The sequence below is a fragment of the Streptococcus mitis genome, assembly GCF_946190375.1.
Classification (GTDB): domain Bacteria; phylum Bacillota; class Bacilli; order Lactobacillales; family Streptococcaceae; genus Streptococcus; species Streptococcus mitis_CJ.
In genome coordinates this window covers 14637-35735 of record NZ_CAMIAF010000002.1, presented here as the reverse complement: position 1 = coordinate 35735, position 21099 = coordinate 14637, and the positions used below count along the sequence as shown (strand labels likewise).

35 protein-coding genes are annotated in these 21099 nt (G+C 38.2%); 30 read left to right on the top strand and 5 right to left on the bottom strand.

Annotation, left to right across the window (positions count from 1 at the left end):
* The first annotated feature begins 230 nt into the window (after window positions 1–230).
* From N8M09_RS01355 to N8M09_RS01335, 5 genes are all read left to right on the top strand, one after another.
* On the top strand, window positions 231–926 hold the full coding sequence (locus N8M09_RS01355; protein ID WP_261062912.1) for a histidine phosphatase family protein: 696 nt from the start codon (window positions 231–233) through the stop codon (window positions 924–926).
* Window positions 927–1083: 157 nt separating this feature from the next.
* Window positions 1084–3585, top strand: a complete 2502-nt coding sequence (leuS, locus tag N8M09_RS01350; RefSeq protein WP_261062911.1) for a leucine--tRNA ligase — start codon at window positions 1084–1086, stop codon at window positions 3583–3585.
* A gap of 60 nt (window positions 3586–3645) precedes the next feature.
* Entirely contained in the window at window positions 3646–4707 is a 1062-nt protein-coding gene (locus N8M09_RS01345; protein ID WP_261062910.1) for a GTP pyrophosphokinase, read from the top strand.
* A 227-nt stretch (window positions 4708–4934) separates the two neighbouring features.
* Entirely contained in the window at window positions 4935–5630 is a 696-nt protein-coding gene (locus N8M09_RS01340; protein ID WP_261062909.1) for a GNAT family N-acetyltransferase, read from the top strand.
* Between the two features lie 11 nt (window positions 5631–5641).
* Window positions 5642–6058: a GNAT family N-acetyltransferase gene (locus N8M09_RS01335; RefSeq protein ID WP_261062908.1), complete on the top strand. Its 417-nt coding sequence runs from the start codon at window positions 5642–5644 to the stop codon at window positions 6056–6058.
* Between the two features lie 458 nt (window positions 6059–6516).
* Here N8M09_RS01335 and N8M09_RS01330 read toward each other — a convergent pair whose 3' ends face one another.
* The 4 genes from N8M09_RS01330 to N8M09_RS01315 all read right to left on the bottom strand — a co-directional run bounded on the left by N8M09_RS01330 (window position 6517) and on the right by N8M09_RS01315 (window position 9154).
* On the bottom strand, window positions 6517–7665 hold the full coding sequence (locus N8M09_RS01330) for a tyrosine-type recombinase/integrase (RefSeq protein WP_261062907.1): 1149 nt from the start codon (window positions 7663–7665) through the stop codon (window positions 6517–6519).
* Between the two features lie 172 nt (window positions 7666–7837).
* Complete coding sequence (locus N8M09_RS01325) at window positions 7838–8377, bottom strand: hypothetical protein (protein WP_261062906.1); 540 nt, start codon at window positions 8375–8377, stop codon at window positions 7838–7840.
* Window positions 8378–8392: 15 nt separating this feature from the next.
* The gene (locus N8M09_RS01320; RefSeq protein WP_000136461.1) at window positions 8393–8776 is read right to left on the bottom strand and encodes an ImmA/IrrE family metallo-endopeptidase; all 384 of its coding nucleotides are present in this window, start codon (window positions 8774–8776) and stop codon (window positions 8393–8395) included.
* A gap of 12 nt (window positions 8777–8788) precedes the next feature.
* Window positions 8789–9154 carry a helix-turn-helix domain-containing protein gene (locus N8M09_RS01315; RefSeq protein ID WP_261062905.1) on the bottom strand — a complete coding sequence of 122 codons (366 nt, stop codon included), beginning with the start codon at window positions 9152–9154 and terminating at the stop codon, window positions 8789–8791.
* A gap of 284 nt (window positions 9155–9438) precedes the next feature.
* Between N8M09_RS01315 and N8M09_RS01310 the strand changes: the two genes are divergently transcribed.
* Together N8M09_RS01310 and N8M09_RS01305 are read left to right on the top strand one after the other, a co-directional pair.
* Window positions 9439–9567, top strand: a complete 129-nt coding sequence (locus N8M09_RS01310) for a hypothetical protein (RefSeq protein ID WP_261062904.1) — start codon at window positions 9439–9441, stop codon at window positions 9565–9567.
* Between the two features lie 14 nt (window positions 9568–9581).
* Window positions 9582–9749, top strand: a complete 168-nt coding sequence (locus tag N8M09_RS01305; RefSeq protein ID WP_261062903.1) for a hypothetical protein — start codon at window positions 9582–9584, stop codon at window positions 9747–9749.
* Here N8M09_RS01305 and N8M09_RS01300 read toward each other — a convergent pair.
* Window positions 9740–10189: a hypothetical protein gene (locus N8M09_RS01300; RefSeq protein ID WP_261062902.1), complete on the bottom strand. Its 450-nt coding sequence runs from the start codon at window positions 10187–10189 to the stop codon at window positions 9740–9742. The genes N8M09_RS01305 and N8M09_RS01300 overlap by 10 nt on opposite strands.
* 57 nt (window positions 10190–10246) lie before the next feature.
* On the opposite strand from N8M09_RS01300, the gene N8M09_RS01295 reads away from it, so the two are divergent.
* The 23 genes from N8M09_RS01295 (at window position 10247) to N8M09_RS01185 (ending at window position 21095) form a co-directional block, all read left to right on the top strand.
* Window positions 10247–10456 carry a helix-turn-helix domain-containing protein gene (locus N8M09_RS01295; protein WP_261062901.1) on the top strand — a complete coding sequence of 70 codons (210 nt, stop codon included), beginning with the start codon at window positions 10247–10249 and terminating at the stop codon, window positions 10454–10456.
* Window positions 10457–10459: 3 nt separating this feature from the next.
* Window positions 10460–10687, top strand: a complete 228-nt coding sequence (locus tag N8M09_RS01290) for a hypothetical protein (protein ID WP_261062900.1) — start codon at window positions 10460–10462, stop codon at window positions 10685–10687.
* A 17-nt stretch (window positions 10688–10704) separates the two neighbouring features.
* On the top strand, window positions 10705–11421 hold the full coding sequence (locus tag N8M09_RS01285; protein WP_261062899.1) for an ORF6C domain-containing protein: 717 nt from the start codon (window positions 10705–10707) through the stop codon (window positions 11419–11421).
* 12 nt (window positions 11422–11433) lie between these two features.
* Complete coding sequence (locus N8M09_RS01280) at window positions 11434–11691, top strand: hypothetical protein (RefSeq protein ID WP_000370958.1); 258 nt, start codon at window positions 11434–11436, stop codon at window positions 11689–11691.
* Between the two features lie 85 nt (window positions 11692–11776).
* The gene (locus N8M09_RS01275) at window positions 11777–12088 is read left to right on the top strand and encodes a hypothetical protein (protein WP_261062898.1); all 312 of its coding nucleotides are present in this window, start codon (window positions 11777–11779) and stop codon (window positions 12086–12088) included.
* Window positions 12089–12100: 12 nt separating this feature from the next.
* The gene (locus N8M09_RS01270) at window positions 12101–12418 is read left to right on the top strand and encodes a hypothetical protein (RefSeq protein WP_261062897.1); all 318 of its coding nucleotides are present in this window, start codon (window positions 12101–12103) and stop codon (window positions 12416–12418) included.
* Window positions 12411–13253, top strand: a complete 843-nt coding sequence (locus tag N8M09_RS01265) for a phage replisome organizer N-terminal domain-containing protein (RefSeq protein WP_261062896.1) — start codon at window positions 12411–12413, stop codon at window positions 13251–13253. Before N8M09_RS01270 ends, N8M09_RS01265 begins: the two co-directional genes overlap by 8 nt.
* Entirely contained in the window at window positions 13241–13399 is a 159-nt protein-coding gene (locus N8M09_RS01260) for a hypothetical protein (RefSeq protein WP_261062895.1), read from the top strand. Before N8M09_RS01265 ends, N8M09_RS01260 begins: the two co-directional genes overlap by 13 nt.
* The gene (locus tag N8M09_RS01255) at window positions 13393–14163 is read left to right on the top strand and encodes an ATP-binding protein (protein WP_261062894.1); all 771 of its coding nucleotides are present in this window, start codon (window positions 13393–13395) and stop codon (window positions 14161–14163) included. The genes N8M09_RS01260 and N8M09_RS01255 overlap by 7 nt, the downstream gene beginning before the upstream one ends.
* 14 nt (window positions 14164–14177) lie before the next feature.
* A complete protein-coding gene (locus tag N8M09_RS01250) occupies window positions 14178–14408 on the top strand; it encodes a hypothetical protein (protein WP_261062893.1) in 231 nt (76 codons plus the stop codon).
* Window positions 14409–14522: 114 nt separating this feature from the next.
* Window positions 14523–14714, top strand: a complete 192-nt coding sequence (locus tag N8M09_RS01245) for a hypothetical protein (protein ID WP_261062892.1) — start codon at window positions 14523–14525, stop codon at window positions 14712–14714.
* A complete protein-coding gene (locus N8M09_RS01240) occupies window positions 14704–15033 on the top strand; it encodes a hypothetical protein (RefSeq protein ID WP_261062891.1) in 330 nt (109 codons plus the stop codon). The genes N8M09_RS01245 and N8M09_RS01240 overlap by 11 nt, the downstream gene beginning before the upstream one ends.
* Complete coding sequence (locus N8M09_RS01235; protein ID WP_261062890.1) at window positions 15005–15322, top strand: hypothetical protein; 318 nt, start codon at window positions 15005–15007, stop codon at window positions 15320–15322. Before N8M09_RS01240 ends, N8M09_RS01235 begins: the two co-directional genes overlap by 29 nt.
* 1 nt (window position 15323) lies before the next feature.
* Window positions 15324–15881, top strand: a complete 558-nt coding sequence (locus tag N8M09_RS01230; RefSeq protein WP_261062889.1) for a DUF1642 domain-containing protein — start codon at window positions 15324–15326, stop codon at window positions 15879–15881.
* Window positions 15882–16217 carry a 6TM ABC transporter family protein gene (locus N8M09_RS01225; RefSeq protein WP_261062888.1) on the top strand — a complete coding sequence of 112 codons (336 nt, stop codon included), beginning with the start codon at window positions 15882–15884 and terminating at the stop codon, window positions 16215–16217. It abuts the gene before it with no gap.
* Between the two features lie 12 nt (window positions 16218–16229).
* Window positions 16230–16490 (top strand): DUF1372 family protein, encoded by a 261-nt coding sequence (locus N8M09_RS01220; protein WP_261062887.1) that lies wholly within the window; start codon window positions 16230–16232, stop codon window positions 16488–16490.
* Window positions 16490–16735: a hypothetical protein gene (locus N8M09_RS01215; RefSeq protein ID WP_261062886.1), complete on the top strand. Its 246-nt coding sequence runs from the start codon at window positions 16490–16492 to the stop codon at window positions 16733–16735. The genes N8M09_RS01220 and N8M09_RS01215 overlap by 1 nt, the downstream gene beginning before the upstream one ends.
* Window positions 16732–17085: a helix-turn-helix domain-containing protein gene (locus tag N8M09_RS01210; protein ID WP_261062885.1), complete on the top strand. Its 354-nt coding sequence runs from the start codon at window positions 16732–16734 to the stop codon at window positions 17083–17085. The genes N8M09_RS01215 and N8M09_RS01210 overlap by 4 nt, the downstream gene beginning before the upstream one ends.
* Window positions 17067–17531 carry a hypothetical protein gene (locus N8M09_RS01205; RefSeq protein WP_261062884.1) on the top strand — a complete coding sequence of 155 codons (465 nt, stop codon included), beginning with the start codon at window positions 17067–17069 and terminating at the stop codon, window positions 17529–17531. Before N8M09_RS01210 ends, N8M09_RS01205 begins: the two co-directional genes overlap by 19 nt.
* 108 nt (window positions 17532–17639) lie before the next feature.
* A complete protein-coding gene (locus N8M09_RS01200; protein ID WP_001028147.1) occupies window positions 17640–18182 on the top strand; it encodes a site-specific integrase in 543 nt (180 codons plus the stop codon).
* A 264-nt stretch (window positions 18183–18446) separates the two neighbouring features.
* On the top strand, window positions 18447–18767 hold the full coding sequence (locus tag N8M09_RS11210; protein ID WP_314726040.1) for an HNH endonuclease: 321 nt from the start codon (window positions 18447–18449) through the stop codon (window positions 18765–18767).
* A 137-nt stretch (window positions 18768–18904) separates the two neighbouring features.
* The gene (locus N8M09_RS01190; RefSeq protein ID WP_261062883.1) at window positions 18905–19390 is read left to right on the top strand and encodes a hypothetical protein; all 486 of its coding nucleotides are present in this window, start codon (window positions 18905–18907) and stop codon (window positions 19388–19390) included.
* Complete coding sequence (locus N8M09_RS01185; RefSeq protein ID WP_261062882.1) at window positions 19383–21095, top strand: terminase TerL endonuclease subunit; 1713 nt, start codon at window positions 19383–19385, stop codon at window positions 21093–21095. Before N8M09_RS01190 ends, N8M09_RS01185 begins: the two co-directional genes overlap by 8 nt.
* The last annotated feature ends 4 nt before the right edge of the window (window positions 21096–21099 follow it).

Genomic DNA, 21099 nt, shown 5'->3' with positions numbered 1-21099 from the left:
TTTTAAGTTCTATTTAAGGTTAGCTGTGTATACTATAATCATTAAATAAAGACCTCCTAATATTATTTGAAACAGATAACTCTGATTTAGTTTGAATTTGATTTTCATCTAATATCTTTATTTAATAGAACTCCTAAACTTTTTCATAATAATCTCCTGCAAAAGTCGCCTGTATGGGTGGCTTTTGTTTTATCATCCATGATATAATAGAAGCAAACGGAGGACGGAAAATGGTAAAAGTACGATTGTATTTGGTACGTCATGGCAAGACCATGTTTAACACGATTGGTCGCGCGCAAGGTTGGAGCGATACTCCCTTAACAGCTGAAGGTGAGCGAGGGATTCAAGAATTAGGAATCGGTTTGCGAGAATCTGGTCTGCAGTTTGAGCGTGCTTATTCGAGTGATTCTGGTCGCACTATTCAGACAATGGGAATTATCCTTGATGAACTTGGCTTGCAGGGAAAAATCCCTTATCGCATGGACAAGCGTATCAGAGAATGGTGTTTTGGTAGCTTTGACGGAGCCTACGATGGCGATCTTTTCATGGGCATTATCCCTCGTATCTTTAATGTGGACCATGTTCATCAATTGTCTTATGCTGAACTGGCTGAGGGTTTGGTAGAGGTCGATACAGCTGGTTGGGCTGAAGGATGGGAAAAACTCAGTGGCCGAATCAAGGAAGGTTTTGAAGCGATTGCCAAAGAAATGGAAGCGCAAGGTGGGGGCAATGCCCTAGTCGTGAGCCACGGAATGACCATTGGAACCATTGTGTATCTGATTAATGGCATGCATCCGCATGGTCTAGATAATGGTAGCGTGACGATCCTTGAATATGAGGACGGTCAGTTTAGCGTTGAGGTTGTCGGCGACCGTAGTTACCGAGAACTAGGACGTGAGAAGATGGAAGAGACAAACAATCTATAGAAGTTAGCTCCAAGTGTGAGCTAATTTTTTATACTGCTAAATAAGCTGGATTTGCGATTCAGTCTTTCTTGCCATCCAAGTCTAAAAGAACATTTCTCATCTTTCAAATTCCTTCAAAAATGGTATAATAGTAACATCACAAAATTGGAGAGAGACCATGAGTTTTTACAATCATAAAGAAATTGAGCCTAAGTGGCAGGGCTACTGGGCAGAACATCATACATTTAAGACTGGAACAGATGCATCAAAACCGAAGTTTTATGCTCTCGATATGTTCCCTTATCCGTCTGGAGCGGGTCTGCATGTAGGGCACCCAGAAGGTTATACTGCAACCGATATCCTCAGCCGTTACAAACGTGCGCAAGGCTACAATGTCCTTCACCCAATGGGTTGGGATGCTTTTGGTTTGCCTGCAGAGCAATACGCTATGGATACAGGTAATGACCCAGCAGAATTTACAGCGGAAAATATTGCCAACTTCAAACGTCAAATCAATGCGCTTGGATTTTCTTATGACTGGGATCGTGAAGTCAATACAACAGATCCAAACTACTACAAGTGGACGCAATGGATTTTCACTAAGCTTTACGAAAAAGGCTTGGCCTATGAAGCGGAAGTGCCAGTAAACTGGGTTGAGGAATTGGGAACTGCCATCGCCAACGAAGAGGTCCTTCCTGATGGAACGTCTGAGCGTGGAGGCTATCCTGTTGTCCGCAAACCAATGCGCCAATGGATGCTTAAAATCACTGCCTATGCGGAGCGCTTGCTCAATGACTTGGATGACCTTGACTGGCCAGAGTCTATCAAGGACATGCAACGCAACTGGATTGGGAAATCAACTGGTGCTAATGTAACCTTCAAAGTTAAGGGAACTGATAAGGAATTCACAGTCTTTACCACTCGTCCTGATACTCTTTTCGGTGCGACTTTCACCGTTTTGGCTCCTGAGCATGAACTAGTAGATGCCATCACAAGCACAGAGCAAGCAGAAGCAGTAGCAGACTACAAACACCAAGCTAGCCTCAAGTCTGACTTGGCTCGTACAGACCTTGCCAAAGAAAAAACAGGGGTTTGGACTGGTGCTTATGCCATCAACCCTGTTAATGGCAAGGAAATTCCAATCTGGATTGCGGACTATGTTCTTGCTAGCTATGGTACAGGTGCGGTCATGGCTGTTCCTGCCCACGACCAACGTGACTGGGAATTTGCCAAACAATTTGACCTTCCAATCGTAGAAGTGCTTGAAGGTGGAAACGTTGAAGAAGCTGCCTACACAGAGGATGGCCTTCACGTTAATTCAGACTTCCTAGATGGACTCAACAAAGAAGATGCTATTGCCAAGATTGTCGCTTGGTTGGAAGAAAAAGGTTGTGGACAAGAGAAGGTTACTTACCGTCTCCGCGACTGGCTCTTTAGCCGTCAACGTTACTGGGGTGAGCCAATCCCAATCATTCATTGGGAAGACGGAACTTCAACAGCTGTTCCAGAAAATGAATTGCCACTTGTCTTGCCTGTAACCAAGGATATCCGTCCTTCAGGTACTGGTGAAAGTCCACTAGCTAACTTGACAGATTGGCTTGAAGTGACTCGTGAAGATGGTGTCAAAGGTCGTCGCGAAACAAATACTATGCCACAGTGGGCTGGTTCAAGCTGGTACTACCTCCGTTATATTGACCCACACAATACTGAGAAATTGGCTGATGAGGACCTTCTCAAACAATGGTTGCCAGTAGATATCTACGTTGGTGGTGCAGAGCATGCCGTTCTTCACTTGCTTTACGCTCGTTTCTGGCACAAATTCCTCTATGACCTCGGTGTTGTTCCAACTAAGGAACCATTCCAAAAACTCTTTAACCAAGGAATGATTTTGGGAACCAGCTACCGTGACCACCGTGGTGCGCTTGTGGCGACTGACAAGGTTGAAAAACGTGATGGTTCTTTCTTCCATGTAGAAACAGGGGAAGAGTTGGAGCAAGCGCCAGCCAAGATGTCTAAATCGCTCAAGAACGTTGTCAACCCAGACGACGTGGTGGAACAATACGGTGCTGATACCCTTCGTGTTTATGAAATGTTCATGGGGCCACTTGATGCTTCAATCGCTTGGTCAGAAGAAGGTCTGGAAGGAAGCCGTAAATTCCTTGACCGTGTTTACCGTTTGATTACAAGTAAGGAAATTGTTTCAGAAAACAATGGCGCTCTCGACAAGGTTTATAATGAAACCGTTAAAGCTGTCACTGAGCAAATTGAGGCTATGAAATTCAACACAGCCATTGCCCAACTTATGGTCTTTGTCAATGCGGCTAACAAGGAAGACAAGCTCTATGTTGACTATGCCAAAGGATTTATCCAAATGATTGCACCATTTGCGCCTCACTTGGCAGAAGAACTCTGGCAAACTGTTGCGATAACAGGTGAGTCAATCTCTTACGTGGCTTGGCCAACATGGGACGAAAGTAAATTGGTTGAAGATGAAATCGAAATCGTTGTCCAAATCAAAGGAAAAGTTCGTGCCAAACTCATGGTTGCTAAAGATCTATCACGCGAAGAATTGCAAGAAATTGCTCTCGCTGATGAAAAAGTCAAAGCAGAAATTGATGGTAAGGAAATCGTGAAAGTGATTAGTGTACCAAATAAACTCGTTAATATCGTTGTGAAATAATTGTAAATTATAGTTAATTAAAAAGAGAGACAGTTTTTGTTCACTTTTTGGGAGGTATTAATGAGGACTCAAAGTCATAAGGAGATTGTTGAAGAATATTCTGCTTCACGGGGGAGTTATGAAGATTGCTTAAATTATGTAGAGAATACTGTAAAGAATATTATTAAAAGTCAATCTATTAATGTTCATGAAATAATTGGGAGAGTAAAAACTGTAGAGTCTCTTGAAGGCAAAGTAAAAAGGAAAAATTATTCTAATTTAGTTGAGATTACCGATTTATGCGGTATTCGTATCATAACGTACTTTAGTGATGATGTTGATAAAATAGCTGAGTTAATCAGTCAAGAATTCGAGGTTGATGTAGAGAATACTATTGATAAACGTAAAAGTGAGGATCCAACAAAATTTGGTTATGTTTCACTTCATTATGTGGTGGGTTTAAAAGAAGGGACTACTCCATCTACTTTATATGGTAGATTTAAGAATATAAAATTAGAGATACAAATTAGGACAGTTATGCAGCATGCCTGGGCTGAAATTGAACATGATTTGGGATATAAAAGTAAGGAAGATATACCTGATCAATACAGGAGACAATTTGCCAGATTGGCGGGACTAATTGAATTGGCTGATGATGATTTTGTTCAGTTGAAAAATAATATTAATAACTATGAGCAGGAGATAAAGAAGAAATTACCTACTTCGAAAAAAGAATTACCGATAGATAGCAGCACGCTTATGACTTATGTAAAAGAAGATCAAAATTACATTGAACTATTGAATACGATTAAATCATCAGATATGGATATAGATTTTAATATTGATAGTTCTTTTCTATCTACTATGATTCAGAGGGCGAAAAAATTGGATTTGAGGACTATAGGAGATATAGCTGAATTATTTGAAAAATATAAGGATATCTTTCTAAAGGTGTTGAGAATTGAGGAGGATATTGAACCTTGTATGAGTATATCGGCATTGACTCCATTATTGCATATCACTAATGTGTTAGAATCAGTTAATAATATTAATATTTCTGATGAAGAATTTATGAAAGTTTCTGATGATGAATTTTCAGATGTATTTGGTATATCGTACCCAATTGATGTTTATGAAGGTTAAAAAGTAATTTTTTAAATATGAAAAGAGGGGTTTCCTATTTGACTAAGTTGAATAATTCGTAGTGTTGCTCTTTCTAAAGTGAAGGTAACTAAACTCGTCAATATCGTTGTTAGATAAGAAATAAATCCTTCAGAGTAGAATCTGGAGGATTTTTTGAATCTTCTTATGAAAGTATGATATACTATGGGCAACTATAAAGTTTGAAAAGTAAAACAAGGAGAAGAAAGATGCCAGTAAATGAATATGGTCAGATGATTGGTGAGTTAATGGAAGGTTATACACCCGGTGCACTGCCTTCTATTGATTTCTTAGAAGGGCGTTATGCTAGGATAGAGGCCCTTTCAGTAGAAAAGCATGCGGAGGATTTATTAGCTGTTTATGGCCCGAATACTCCTCGGGAGATGTGGACCTACCTCTTTCAGAAACCAGTGGCAGATAGGGAGGAGCTGGTTGCCCTTTTAAATCAGATGTTAGCTCGTAAGGACCGTTTTTACTATGCAATCATAGACAAGGCAACTGGTAAGGCTTTGGGAACTTTTTCTCTCATGCGTATTGACCAGAATAACCGAGTAATAGAAGTGGGAGCTGTCACTTTTTCTCCAAAACTCAGGGGGACACGGATAGGAACAGAAGCCCAGTATCTCTTGGCTTGCTATGTCTTTGAGGAGCTTAACTATCGTCGCTATGAGTGGAAATGCGATGCTCTTAACCTGCCATCCAGACGAGCTGCGGAGCGTTTGGGATTTGTCTATGAAGGAACCTTCCGTCAGGCAGTGGTTTATAAGGGGCGGACGAGAGATACGGATTGGTTGTCTATGATTGATAAGGACTGGCTTCAAGTCAAAGCTCGATTGGAAGCATGGCTGACTCCTGAAAACTTTGATAAAAATGGACAGCAGTACAAGAGCTTGAGAGAGCTCTAAGAGGTGATGACATGATTACTATTAAAAAGCAAGAAATTGTCAAGCTAGAGGATGTTTTGCATCTCTATCAGGCTGTCGGTTGGACAAATTATACAAATCAACCTCAGATGCTGGAGCAGGCCTTGTCTCATTCATTAGCGATTTATGTGGCACTTGATGGTGATGCTGTGGTGGGCTTGATTCGTTTGGTTGGAGATGGATTCTCATCAGTATTGGTTCAGGATTTAATTGTTTTACCTATCTATCAGCGTCAAGGAATTGGTAGTCTCTTGATGAAAGAAGCTTTAAAAGATTACAAAGATGCCTATCAAGTCCAGCTGGTGACAGAAGAGACAGAAAAAAACGTAAGATTTTATCGTTCTATGGGCTTTGAAATCTTATCCACCTATGATTGTATAGGGATGACTTGGATAAACAGAGAAAAATAATAAAACTTGTTTGTTCTTAAGCAAAGTTTAAGGATGGTCTAGTATTATATAGTCATTAAATAAAGACCTCCTAACTTTATTTAATGAAATCCTAAAACTTTTTTCATCATAATCTCCTAATGAAGTCACCCAATCAGGTGACTTTTTTTCGTGGTGAGGTGATGGTGATAGAAATTTTTTGCAAAATAGTAAAATTTGAGAAAAGTTAAGCTAGTTTTAAGCTTCGTCTTGTATCATATAGTTATTAAATAAAGACCTCCTAACTTTATTTAATAAAATCCTAAACTTTTCTTTTTCATAATAATCTCCCTTAACTCCACCCAATCAGGTGGAGTTTTTTGGCTCTATTTCAGGTTTTTGGGGACTATTCTAAAAATCATTTTTCGATATTTTTCGGTATTTTTCGGATTTTGGTCGGGGAATTGGCGGGGACTTTTTGAAACTTTGGCGGGGATTTTTTAGCGAATATGGCTAAGAAATAGGTCTGTTGTCGCTTCAGCAAGTTCGTCCTCTACTTGATTGTAACGATCGGTCATATAGACTTTTGTATGGCCCAGCGCCTGGCTTAATTGTTCAAGCGGAACCCCTGCAATAATGCTTTGAGTTGTGAAGAAGTGGCGCATCATGTGAGGTGTTACATGCAATCCTGTCGCTTCATTCACTAGATTGAAGTTTCTATTTAACTGGTTTGGATTGATGAGACCACCTTTTTCGTTCAGGGTGATATAATCTTTTTGTTGTTCCTTGATAATTCCTAACTTTCGCTTAATTTTAGAAGCTTCAGCTATTAGATAATAGATAAGGTCTGTTCCGATATCATCAAGGCAGACATATCGCTCTGAATCCTTCGTTTTAAGTCCTCCTTTCCCTTTTAAGGTCTGGTTGCTTCGACTGTCTCTAAGATGCAGTATAGCCCGTCCGCTATCGTTCTGAGTGATGTCCATTGGACGCAATCCAAAGACTTCTCCTCTTCTCAATCCAAAAATTGTCAGATAGGTCAGAGCGTAGAATTGTTTTGGCATAATCTCTTCTGCCTTCGCTATCCAAGTCTTGAACTCTTTGAGAGTCACTTTCTTGTTAGCTGCAGGAATATCACTACGACCTATGAAAACACCTTTCAAGCGATTTGAGAGCAGATTTCCATTTTTGACGGCATCATTCAGCAATGCCATGAAGCTGGAATTGAGAGTTTGAACAGTGTATCTGGTATGGTTCTGCAACTTTTCAGCGATAAAGAGTTCATACTCATTTCTATCCAAATTTTTAAGCAGGGTAGAACCAAACTTTGGCTTGATATGGTTCTTATAGAGATTGTCATTGAGGTAGTAGGAAGTATCATTCCAGCGCCCTGTTGACAATCTCTTTTCAGAATAGATATCCCAATATTGGTCAAGTGTCAGATTCGTATTGATACCTAATTCCAGGTCTTGGATTTGTTGCTCAATCTCTGTCAAGGCTGCACGAGCTTGTGGAAGGGTTGTGAGACCACTTTTAGTAATCTCTTTCTTTTTACCATGGAAATAGAAAGAGCGTCTGATATAATATCGCTTGCCTTTGGCGGTCTCATAGTAATATATATTTGGGTATTTTGTTTTATTATATTTCATTGTATTCTCCTTGTTTATCGGCTTCTGGACAAGGTCTAAACATTGAGAATATTGACATCACCCCTTTCATGGTGTAAAATAGGGTATAGAAAAGAGGCCTTTTTAATGGCTGATTTTTTATAAGGGTAAGCTTCACAATCAAACTTTGGCGAGGGCGATTGTGGGGCTTTTTTTATTCTACGATGATTTCGCCAACAGGGATAATATCTTTCTGTTTTGAAGATTTAGCGATTAGGTCGTATTGGTCAGCAGATTTTTCGTAACCGAGGGAAAGAGTAGCATTCTCGTCGGGTAGCTTTTTAGCAAATTCAGAAATAGACATACGAAGCAAAGTGATTGCATTTTTCTGGTCAGTAGTAGCAGAGTTTGACTGGACTGCACCTAGAGCTTCTTTTGCCTTATCTTTAGCCGTTCCAGTTATCAAAATCATGATAGTATCATGTGGTTCAGATGATTCTGAATCGACTACATTATTTTGAATTTTTACGTTTATTGCTCCAGTTGATTCAGGATCTAATTTTGATTTGATTTCAGAGATTAACTCATCATATTTGCTGTTATCTACTTTGGCTTTTGTATCTGTTGAAGTAGTGTTTTTTTGCTCCGTTTTAGGTTGCTCAGTATTATCTTTTGAAGTTGACTGATTATTAGAACATGCTACTAAAACAGTAGCAGAAAGTAAGATAGTTGTTGTAGTTAGTAGTTTTTTCATGGATATTCTCCTTTTTTAATTTACTAATGCCAAGTACTCTTCCTTAACCATGACTTCATTTGTTACGGTTTTTAGATTGTAGTAGGACATGAATTTGAGGTAATCAAACTCTGTGGGGTCGTCTAAGCTTTCTAGTGCGTCTTTTACGAGATGATGGATCATATTCCTATCAGCTTCGTTTTCACAGCGTAGGCGAGCGTTCTGGTACTCTGAGCGTGTGTGGTCTTTGTGTCCGAGTTCATGCAGTAGTACCTTAACTCTCTCTTTTTTGCTGAGTTTATTAGACAAGAAAGCTGTATTGGTTTCTTTTTCGTAAAACCCGAGTTCATCAGGTATTAGCTCACCGTCAAAATCGACAATGCGAACCTGAAAATGACTTATAATTTCTTTTTCGGTCACTAAGCAGTACCTCTAATCACCAGCTTCTTTGAGGTAACCTTCAATGATAGACTGGATGATTTTCTTCTTTTCATCTGTTAATTCTCGACCACCAAACATCATGACATTAGATGCCATTTCTTCAACATTTAGGGTCTTCCCTTGCCATGTGTACTCTTTTGAATTACCAGCAATAGCAGGATTATCCGTGCGACCAAGTAAATAATCTGTAGACACGTTGAAGTAATCGGCGATTTCTGCAATTCTCTCAGCGTTTGGTTTTTGAGTTTTCAACTTATAGAGTGTATTTCTGCTATAACCAAGTGATTCTTCTAGCTGAGTGAGTGTCATTTTACGATTTTTTGCCAGTTCTTTTATTTTTTCAAATGTCGGAAACATTGATTTTTCAACCTTTCTAAGACATTACAAAAAATATTTCAACTTTTTGGGTGTAAAATATTGACAACACTACCAAAAAGGTGTATTATTGTTTTGTAAGCTAAAGAGTTAGCGAACAAGACAACTAAAAAATAAAGCCCAATGAAACTGATTGGCGTCCGTTTTCTAGGTAGAACCTTACTTTTAGTAAGTCTTTTCTCTATGGTTTGATTTTAACTTATTGGGTGATAAATGTCAAGCGGTTCGCTAACTTTTTAGATAATTTTTTAAAAAGGAGGTCAGGGATGGAGGAAGAAGAAATGATCGAATTATTGAAATTCTTAACTACTGATTATGGGCGAGGGTATCTAGCTGGAATAGTTAACGGGATGTCAATACTTTTGAAAGTTTTAAAAAAAGATGAGAAGGAATAGAGAGGAGAAGAAAGATGAATGAATCTTTTCTTACGATATTAGGCATATCAATGATTGCTAGTTTTATTACGAATTTAATTGCTTACTTAGCTGGTAAATATCATCTGAAAAAGAAAATTAAAAACCACAAAGTGTGGTTTGATTCTGAGATAGAGCGTATCAAGAAAGATTATCATTTATGATTTTTCTTGGATAATTTTTTCACAAATTGTTTTTGAAGATTGGAAGGTTGTTGCTTGTTCGCGAATTGACTAAGAGTGCTTATATTTTTTATTGCTACATCTGCAGATATTTCTCCTGAAATAGCTTTAAAAATTAGGTCATTTATCTTTAAATTTTGGTCTGTTTGAGTGTCTAGTTGAGATACTTTTTCAAGTTCAAGTAATCTTAATTCGTGAGTTTGTTTCAGCGAATCAAGCTCTTGTGAGTGTTGCTTTTGCATTTTGTCCATATCTTGTTTAAATTGATTTTCGATATTTTCAAGCTCTTGTGAGTGTGCGATGTTGATTTTATCAATTTCATGCTTGCTGTTTCCTTTAGCAGCGATGTAAGACCATATACCAGAAACAAAGGCAGGTATGGCAGCGATCGCAAGTGTTTCTATAAAACTAAAATTATTCATAAGATTTCTCCAATCGTTTTATTATCTTTATTATACCAAATCTAGAAAGGAAAATATATGAGCCAACAACATAAAAAGTGGATTCAGCTCGTCAAAGACAAATTGAATTCAGAAGGAATGACACAAACACATCTTGCCCGTGCTTGTGGAGTTAAGAAACCTACCATTTCAGAATTATTGAAATATGGTAAAGGCAGCGATAAATTAAAAAATCGAGTTTGTGACGTTTTAGGAATTGACGAAACTTGGGTTGAGTTAGGAGAGTAGGATATGAACGAAAAGAAACAAAATAATGATCTCATCAAAGAAATTATTGAGAAACATTTTGAAAATATGGTTGATGATATTTTGGAACACACAGAGACCTACTATGAAGCTTTGGGAGCTATTAGTAGCATCAAAGGAAGCAAGATCCCGAATATGCTTCACTTAGCTGATTGTTTGAGGAAAGATATCAGAAAACGTGCTATGCAACAAAAAACATCTAATCATAACTAGATTTAGAAAGGAACTTTATGAACGAAATTTTTAATTTTCACGGGCAGGAAGTCCGTACTTTGACAATTGATGACAAGCCTTGGTTCGTTGGGAAGGATGTTGCAGATATCTTGGGATATGCAAATTCAAGAAAAGCAATTTTTGACCATGTAGATGATGACGATAAGACAGATGGGGTAACGATTCGTGACGCCATGGGTAGAAATCAAAACCCTATCATCATCAACGAATCTGGTCTCTACTCTCTCATTTTATCCAGCAAATTGCCTCAAGCAAAAGAGTTCAAGCGTTGGGTGACATCAGAGGTCTTGCCAGCTATTCGAAAGCAGGGTGGATTTATCCGAGAGGATTTGGACGAGGATGCTTTCATTGCTTTATTTACTGGACAAAAGAAATTGCGTGAGCAACAGGCGACCATGCTGGAAGATATTGACTACCTCAAGAGTGAGCAACCGATTCACCCAAGCTATGCTCAATCGCTACTGAAGAAGCGCAAGGCTAGGGTTGTAGCATGCCTGGGTGGTATTGATAGTCCAGCTTATGCTGACAAGATTTTTGCTCAGTCAGTATTTAGACAAGCTGAGATTGACTTTAAAGACCACTTCAACATTAGTCGCTATGACTTGCTACCAAAAAAATTCGCAGATGCAGCCTTGGCCTACTGGATGACGTGGGAGCCAAGCACAAACACTAAGATGAAAATCATGAAATTAAACTCATTTGACGAAGGGTAGGAGGGGAAGAAGATGGACAATGTTCTACTTTCACTGTCTGAATGGATTAAGTCCATTATCAAGGACACAATCACAAGGCTAGTCGAAATAGAAAAAGATAGTGATCACTATCCAGAGTTGATGGATGTGAACACTACCTGTGATTTTTTAGGAATTAAGTATGCCACATTTTCAGATAATTATCGTTACTTAAAGGGATTTCCAAAGGAATTACCTGGTAAGAAATGGTCAAAAAGAGCCATCAAAGAATGGCTCTCTAATCAAATATAATAACTTTACTAAAAGGCTTCTGGACAAGGTCTTAGCAAAATTATTTGACTATATTATAACACAAAAAGAGGATAAGGAGATAAAAATGTTTGAACCACCGATTTTAGACCAGCTGATGGGGGTTGGAGCCTTGCTGCTTGGATTTGCAGGGCTTTGCCGTCATATCAAATTGCAAGAGGAGCGTAAGGAAAAAGAAAGACGAGAAGAGCAAGAATTTGCGTCTATGATTATCCAAGGGTACAACCATGCATATGAACGTGGTAGAGAGGACAAATGGCAAGAAATTCGCAAGAATATTCGCAGAGAGTTCAAAGGATTCACATATGACAACGAACCGCCTCAAGGATTGCGTCCTGAGCCTCTAGCTTTGCCAGAACCTATGCACATCTTGAAGTGAGGAGGTCAGGAAATGGAAAGATTGCTTGTATGGTTGGATGACCAGATTATGATTGCCAAAGAAGCGAAAGAAAAGGTATCAGCTTCAAATCGTTTTTTTACGATTCTTGAATATAATCATAAAAATCTATTATTAGTCAAAGAATACATAACTGACTATGAAAAACTAGCTAAGGACTATGAAAAACTAACCAAGGACTATCATGATGTGGTCTCTCAAAATCGTCTGATCAAGCTTGAAAAAATGGAGTTAGAGGGTAGGCACATCTATGAGGATATGCGGATGGAGTACCGCGCTAATCGCAGGAAGTGGGGGGCTCGGTATGTCTGAAATCAAGTGGATAAAAATCACAACAGATATTTTTGACGATGAAAAAATGTGCCTGATTGATGCTTTGCCTGATCGTGATGCAATTATTGTAATCTGGATCAAACTTATAACACTAGCAGGCAAATTGAATACAAAAGGCGTACTAGCCATTTCTAAAAACATTGTATACACCGATGAAATGCTTGCACAAACGTTCCACCGTCCGTTGAATACAGTTCGTATGGCTCTTGAGGTTTTTGAAAAGTTTGGAATGGTTGAAAAAATAGATGGAGTGATAATGTTACCCAATTGGGAGAAACATCAGAACATTGACGGCATGGAAAAAATAAAAGAGCAAAATCGAAATAGAGCCGCACGTCACCGACAAAAACAGAAATTACTTGCACAGAACAACGAAAGTAACGTTATTAGTAACGTTACGGATAACGTTACAGTAACGGATGGTAACGCAATAGATAAAGAATTAGAGAAAGATATAGAGAAAGAGATAGATAATAAGGTGATGATTAGTTCAAGCCTCTCTGAAAATTTGAAACATAGTGGTATTCGAATCAACGAGAAACAACATCAACAGTTGCTTGAATATGTAGGACTTGATGGAATGAGTTTTGATATGTTAAACCGTGCAGTAGAGATAACTTCTGAAGCTTATCAACCTAGTTTTAAGTATCTAAGAGGCATTCTTGAAAATTGGAAAAAGAAAGGTTTCACAACGATTGAACAGGTAGATGAGAACGACCGTAAATATAAAGATAGCAAGAACTCCCATCTTCCAGAAAGACAACAAAATGGAAAAAAATCAGAACAGGGGGCTAAGGACGAATGGGGATTTTAGAACTTATCGAGCAATTTGAAGATGACTTTTATCCGATAAGCGAGGAAAAGAAGTCACTGCTTGCAAAACAACCTCTTTCTACTGCCACTGCTTGCTTGTCAGATATGGCCAGCTGGCAGGCTTGCGGAGGTAAGGTATCATGGTAACTGATGCACTCGAGGAGATGGCCTTATCTTATCATAGAAATACTGAACAGCAAGATGAAATTTGCGACAAGCACGGAATTCCTCTGATCAAAATCCTCCGGACAAATGATGTCCTCTGTCGCTTATGTGAATCAGAACGGATCCATGCGGAGAATCAATTAAAGGTTGATGAGCTGGCTGATGCAGAGCATGAGCGAGAGCGAAAGTTTTATCTTGAGAAATTTTCTCTCTATGATGATGTCCTGAAAAATGCTACTCTTGACAACTTCGACACACCAACCGAAAAAGAAGCGCAAAAGCTAGCTTTTGCAAAGAGGATTTGTCGGGAGTGGTCCGAGGGCGCTAGGAACAATATTGTTTTTCAGGGAGAAGCTGGAACTGGCAAGAGCCATTTAGCCTTTGCGATGATGAAAGCTCTATCTGAGCATACGAAAGAGATTGCTATCTTTATCAATGTCACAGACTTGCTGATGAAGATTAAAGCTGATTTTAGTCAGGAAGAGTTCTTGGTCAATAAAATTGCTAGTGCAAAGTTTTTGGTCTTGGATGATCTTGGGATGGAGAAGGACAGTGAGTGGTCCTTTAGTATTCTTTACAATATTCTCAACAAAAGGGCTAATACGGTTATCACGACTAATCTGACTGCACAAGAAATTCAGAAACGCTACGGTCGGCCGTTTATGAGTCGGTTGATGAAAGGTGTAGACAATGATCATCTGATGGTATTTAATGACTTGAAAAACAAAAGGAAAGATTATTTCTAGAAAGGCGGTGTCTCTTGTTATTAAAACTCTATTTCATCTACAATGGGCACCGCAAGTTTTTCCTTGGAAGTTTTAACAATGTGGATGAGCTTATCGAACGTATGAAAGACAATCAATGGGCTTTCTCAAGCATTACCAGACCAAGATTCAAAAAATATATCGGAAAAGACGATGTACGTTTTGATTATGGCGCTGTAGATTGCTATTACTTAGCAACAAAATCAACGTGCCGCGAACCACGTTAAAAGCGAGCTAGAATATGCGTCAGACTTGGACGAATGACGTATAAAGAATTTGCTAGCTCTTGTGTCTTTGAGCCATGAGGGGCAAGAGCTGGATTTTTATAAACAGGATAAAACATGGAATACAGCAAACAGACAGTCATTGATGGACTGAAACGCACAATCAAGCAGACGGAGGCAAGGATAGCAGAATTATCTGAGCCGTGTGTCAAATCGCTTGCTTTTAGCAGGTCTGAGGAACGTGACTTGCTTAAAAAGAAAGTGAAAAACTGGAAGAAGAGAATAAAGGAGTTGGAAGATGAAATATAAAGTAATTGCATTTAATTCCGATGTCCAAGAGGAATTAACAGGAACATGTGACCTTTGCTATGGGACAGCTATGGTTGAGAATGGTTATGTGACTGTCGAAGATGAAACAGGAAAAACTACTGACATCTATCTAACTTACTGGTCGTGGGGCGATTACTTCACAATTGATGTTGGCAATTTGGTTGATTTCTCCGCTTGGTTGCAAGAAAGGGATGTTGAACCGATTGGAGATTGTGACCCTTGGGCATGGTTGGATAGTTTGGTTGATGATTACAAGGAGGAGTTGGAAGATGATGGAAGATTTAAAGCAAAAAGTTAATGCAGTATACAACTGGACGGTAGAAGACGGGAAGCCCAAACCTCCCAAGCAATATTTACCACAAGCGGTGAAAGACCGGGCGGACTATTTTTGGGAAATGGCAGAAGATGGTATGACGTTTATGGGAGTGATGGAATGTATCTTCGCTGATGAAAAGCCTACAGACTATGATTTGGGAGCTACTAAGGGTTGGTTGCCAAAATCTAAGGAGTTTGATGATTGGGTTGGCTATTTGCCAAGCATGGCTCAGGTAGTTATTGCAGTTTATTTGATTTATGGAGGAAACTAAGATGAATAAGCAGGAAGCATTAAAACAAATTGAAGAGCAAAGAGACATGATTTTGGACCTACATGGTTGGGCTGTATTTGGTTATATCAAAGGAATTATTAATCAACTTGATGAACCGCAAAAAATTGAACTTCCGAAAGTTGATTTTAAAAAATCCCAAAAAGTCAAAGTTCTGCAGTTTGTGGCGGATGTGATTGAAGGAGCAAGAGAAGAAAGTCCAGAATTGGAAGATGCGTTCAAGTATGCTTGGGAAGTAGCTACTATAGAGTTTCGCGAATGGTTTAGGAAACTCGAAAATAGAAATAATTTCGCTCGTGCATGGCTAGACGGCTACGAGGTCGAGAAAGAGAAGCGGTATCTTGTGAAGGAGAAGTCGATTGGAGACCATAATAATTATTTGAAATACAACACGAACCAAAAAAATTGGTATTTCGGTTCTCGCTTCATCTATGTGAATGATGTAGATACGAAAATACATCACACCCGTAAAGAACTAGAAGAAGTTGGCTTTGGCTGGGTATTTGATTTCCCAGGTGTTGAGATTGAGGAGGTGGAGTAAATGGAAAATATAATGTTTTGGGGAATGTTTGTAGCTTGCTTACTAATTTCAGCTATGACATTTTACATTTTAAGTTTACAAAGAATGGTCAATAATGACTTGAGAAGAAAATATAATGATTTAGAAAGGGAACTCAGTTATACATTTGGATGGGAAACGTATGATTGGGGCAACAATTTCAGCGAGTACGCTCGCAAAGTTGATTCACTTGATAAATTCAGAATGAATATTGAACAGCTTGAAATTATCAAGAGAGCATTAGATGCTCAAAAACTAGAAGAATTACAAAAACGTAAAGAATTGGTTGAACGTGAAATCAAAAAGCTTGAAAATTAAGGAGGCCACGAATTGAAAAGATTTATCGCAATCTGGATATTATTATCTGCTGGATTGAATATCTGGCAGAGCATCCACATTAAAAAATTAGAAGAAAAGCGCCCGATGATTATCTATAAAGCAGATAATCAAGGTGCCGAAATCAAAGGTAGAGTCGTACAAAAAGAGAAGATTGGTGACATGTACACTATCACAGTGCAAAATTACGGAATATTCGTAGTTACTCAAACAAACTATGAATCTCTTAAAATAGGAGATGAGGTAAGATTGTAATGACAAAGTACAAGAAACCAAATTACATCATCATTCAGGAAGCAATGGCAGAGCGCATTAGATTTCTGGAAGATGAACTGTATGAAAGGGCCTATAAGGATATTGAGAAACTAGAAGCTCAAAATGATTTCTTAAAAGCCCTTTGTAATAATCAACTTGAAATTATCATGGATTACGAATGGAAGCAGATGCAAGAGCAGGCTGAGTTCATAAAGGCTAATACTAGGAAATGGAGAGCAAGATGAAGCTAAGATTGAAAGAACTTAGAGAGGACCTATGTATCTCTGTCAAAGATATGGCCAGAGATACAGGTGTTTCCCAAAACACAATCCATTTGTATGAGCGAGGTGGATATCCGTCCATTAAGCAAATAGAAATGATTGCTAAAACCTATGATGTAAACCCTGCGTGGCTTGTTGGGTGGATAGATGATGAAATGATGCCTGGAATACAGGTAGTCGAAAAAGTGGTCTACAAAGAAAGCCCAACAGCAAGATTGCCAGATTATTTCAACAACAATAACGATGGTAAGATTATCAAGTGGGTTAAATCAAAAAGATACATGGGAGGTAAGATTTGGTCAAAAAGAACTTAACAAAAGCACGAAGGGATTATCTTGAGTTTGAACTCGATGATAAATATTTAAAGATTGACAAATTTATCGGTCAACGAAGGCATGAACTAGAACATTTGTACGAAGTTAAGCATCTTACTGTTCCTGGTATTGATGATACTGGAGCAAGTGGTAGTGGGACATTCGTCAACAGGTCGGAGAATCTAGCGGTTGCTTATGCAAGTGATCCTATGATTTTAAGACTAGAAAATCTCCAAAATGCTATCTACCGATTACTAGACAATCTAGAACCAGATGACAAAAAAATCTTTTATCTTCGTTGGGGAGAACATACTGGATACGACTGGATTCAAGTTTGGCACATCATGGAGAACGGAGAAACTGGGTACTTGTATAGACACAGCAAGCAGATTTACAGAAGACGTGAAGTGATTCTCGATACACTTTCAAATTTGCTATTTATGTAAAGTTGTCAAAAAAACATATAGAATTGACAAAAAGAAAATGATAGATTGATACTATCCAAAGCACTGAGAAAATCTTAGTGCTTTATTTTTTTTGAAAGGAGCAAAACTATGAATATTGTTGAACCGTTACGAGATAAGGATGATATCCAAGCCATGAAGGACTATCTATCATCTTGGAATGAAAAGTATTACATGTTATTTCTTTTGGGAATCAATACAGGTTTTCGCGTTGGGGATATTCTCAAACTAAAGGTTAAAGATGTTCAAGGCTGGCACATTAAAGTTAGGGAACAGAAAACAGGGAAATACAAGAGCATTAAAATGACAAGGCCACTCAAGAATGAATTGAGGGAATTTGTCAAAGATAAAGAATTACATGAGTATCTATTTCAGAGTCGTGTTGGAAAGAATAAGGCGCTCAGCTATAAAACGGTATACTGGTTTCTTAAAAGAGCTGCTGAAGACTTAGGCATCGATAATGTCGGAACTCACACGATGCGAAAAACATTTGGCTATCATTACTACAAGAAGTATAAGAACGTTGCAGACTTGATGTCATTATTCAATCATTCAAGTCCAGCAGTCACACTAATTTATATTTGTGTAAGGCAAGATGAACTTGATACTAAGATGAGTAATTTTAGCCTCTAATATTTTTTTGATTTTTTCAACTATCCATAACGAGGAAGTTTCTAGTTTATATTTTGAATAGGGCCCGAAGCATTGTCCGTATTAGTTTTTGAGTGTGAAACAAAATTGGATAAAATATAAGATATAACTAATTCAGCAGAGATATTTTACATAAATTCAAAACTCAAAAATAAATCTTGTCAAAAAAAGATATAGAATTGACAAAATGAATCTGATATATTTATATCATGTGAAAATCCAGAAGTTGAAGGAGTGGTGTAGGCGATGGCTTATTTTAAAAATCCTAAACACTCAGACTGGTTCAGAGCTTGGCAGATTAGGTTCTATAACTCGAAACCTTGGAGAACTCTGAGAAATAGAATCAGAAAGACAAAGCGTATGCGCTGCGATATGTGTGGACGTTTAACTCATAGCAATAGCATTGTCGACCATATCATAGAGATCGATGAAACTAATTATCAAGATGAGTCTATTACTCTCAACGAAGATAATCTGCAATTACTTTGTCTCGAGTGTCATAATACAAAAACATTTCAAAGTAAAATAAATTTAAATTTAGAAAATCGGAATATTAATTTATTTTGATTTTTTTATTTTTTTGATTTTTGTTTTTTATCAGGTCCCCCCTATTTAAAATTTTCACACACCCAAAATAATAACGGTGTCAATCCTCTTATATACCTCTCCCCCAAAAATGACGAAAATTGATACAAGAAAGGAGCATGATTTTGAAAATCAATGAAGTTTTAGAAAAGCTAGGAATAAGTCGTGCTACCCTCACCAGGTATCGAAAAAAGCTAGGCATATTTGAAGAAACTCGGTCGAATATCACAAAAAGTCAATTCAAAGAGTTAGAAAAGCTGGCAAATCAACGACAAAAGTATACAAGAGAAGAACGTGTTGAACTCTCTCGTAAGACTTTCAAGTTGATTCCAAAAGAAAAAATGCTTGAAATCAGTGATAATGATTCAGTCGGTTTGAAAAATCTTAAAACTCAATACAATCATAATCAAAAAGTTATTGAAAACTTCCAGTTGGAAATCAATAAAGTCATCAATAACGGTGAGCTACCTGATAAGTATCTACTTGATGGAATGGAAAAGTATCAAAAGCTAAACATGCAGATTATGTCAACGATTGAAAAGCAAAGTCCACAGGGCGACAGTCTCAAAGAAATGATTCAGGAGAAGTTGGCTCGATATGGTTGAGATGAGATATTTTGATAAATATACTCAGCTGGTTTACTCAGGTAAGATTCGCGTTTGTGCACTCACTATGAAATCTATTAAACGTGTAGAGAGGTACAAGGAGCAATACATCTTCAAACAAGAAGAAGCTGATAAACGGATTAAGTTCATTGAGGAAGAGTGCAGCAACACTAAAGGTCTTGCTGGCAAGTTACGTTTGGCCTTACCTCAGAAGGTTTGGCTAGAAACAACGTGGGGTTTTTATCATACAGTTGAAGTTACAAAAACAGATCCCGATACACTTGAAGAATATAAAGATTTCGAAGAAAGGCGTCTCATTCATGAGGTGCCTATTATTGTACCTCGTGGTACAGGAAAAACCACCCTTGGTTCTGCCATTGGTGAGGTTGGTCAGATTATTGACGGTGAGTGGGGTGCTGATATTCAGCTTCTAGCTTACAGTCGTGAACAAGCTGGCTATCTGTTTAATGCTTCTAGAGCTATGCTGTCGAACGAAGAGAGCTTGCTACACTATATGCGTGAGGCTGACATACTACGGTCAACTAAACAAGGTATCTTGTACGAGACAACTAATAGTCTTATGTCAATCAAGACTTCTGACTATGAAAGCCTTGATGGTACTAATGCTCACTACAATATTTTTGATGAAGTGCACACTTATGATGATGACTTCATCAAGGTTGTGAATGATGGTTCGAGTCGTAAGCGAAAAAATTGGATAACATGGTACATCTCCACCAATGGGACGAAACGGGACAAGCTTTTTGATAAGTATTACAACATCTGGGTAGATATTCTTGATGAAAAGATTATCAATGATTCGGTCATGCCTTGGATTTATCAGCTGGATGATGTTTCTGAAATCCACAATCCAGATATGTGGCAGAAAGCTATGCCTTTACTTGGTATAACAACTGAGAAGGAGACGATTGCCAAGGATATTGAAATGAGTAAGAATGATCCAGCACAACAGGCTGAGCTGATGGCTAAGACGTTTAATCTCCCTGTTAATAACTATCTTGCTTACTTCAGTAATGAAGAGTGCAAGGGTTGGTCAGATAAGTTTGATAAGAGTTTATTTGTCGGAAATGAGGAGCGGAGTGCTCGCTGTGTGCTTGGTGTTGACTTGTCGGATGTCAATGATATTTGTTCGGTCTCATTTATGGTCGTGCGTGGCGAAGAGCGTCAGTATTTGAACAAGAAGTTCATGCCACGTCATACGATTGAAGGTCTTCCAAAAGAACTGAGGGACAAATACGCTGAGTGGGAGCTTAGTGGCCAGCTTCATGTTCATGAGTTGGACTACAATGACCAAGCCTATATCTTTGAAGAGTTAAGACAGTTCATGAGTGAGAATAGAATCTTACCAGTTGCAGTTGGATATGACCGCTGGAATGCAAAAGAGCTTATCCGCTTAATTAATGACTACTACGGAGATATATGTCACGACATTCCACAAACGGTCAAGAGCTTATCCAATCCTTTAAAAGTGTATAAAGAAAAAGCTAAGATGGGGAAAATTATCTTTGACGATCCTGTGGCAACTTGGAACCACGCAAATGTTCGTGTCAAGATAGATGCGAATAACAATGTATTTCCAAATAAAGAAAAAGCAAAAGAAAAGATTGACGTATTTGCTAGTCAGCTAGATGCTTTTATTTGCTACGAAAATTTCAAGGAAGACTTGAGTTATTACTTTGATTGAGGTG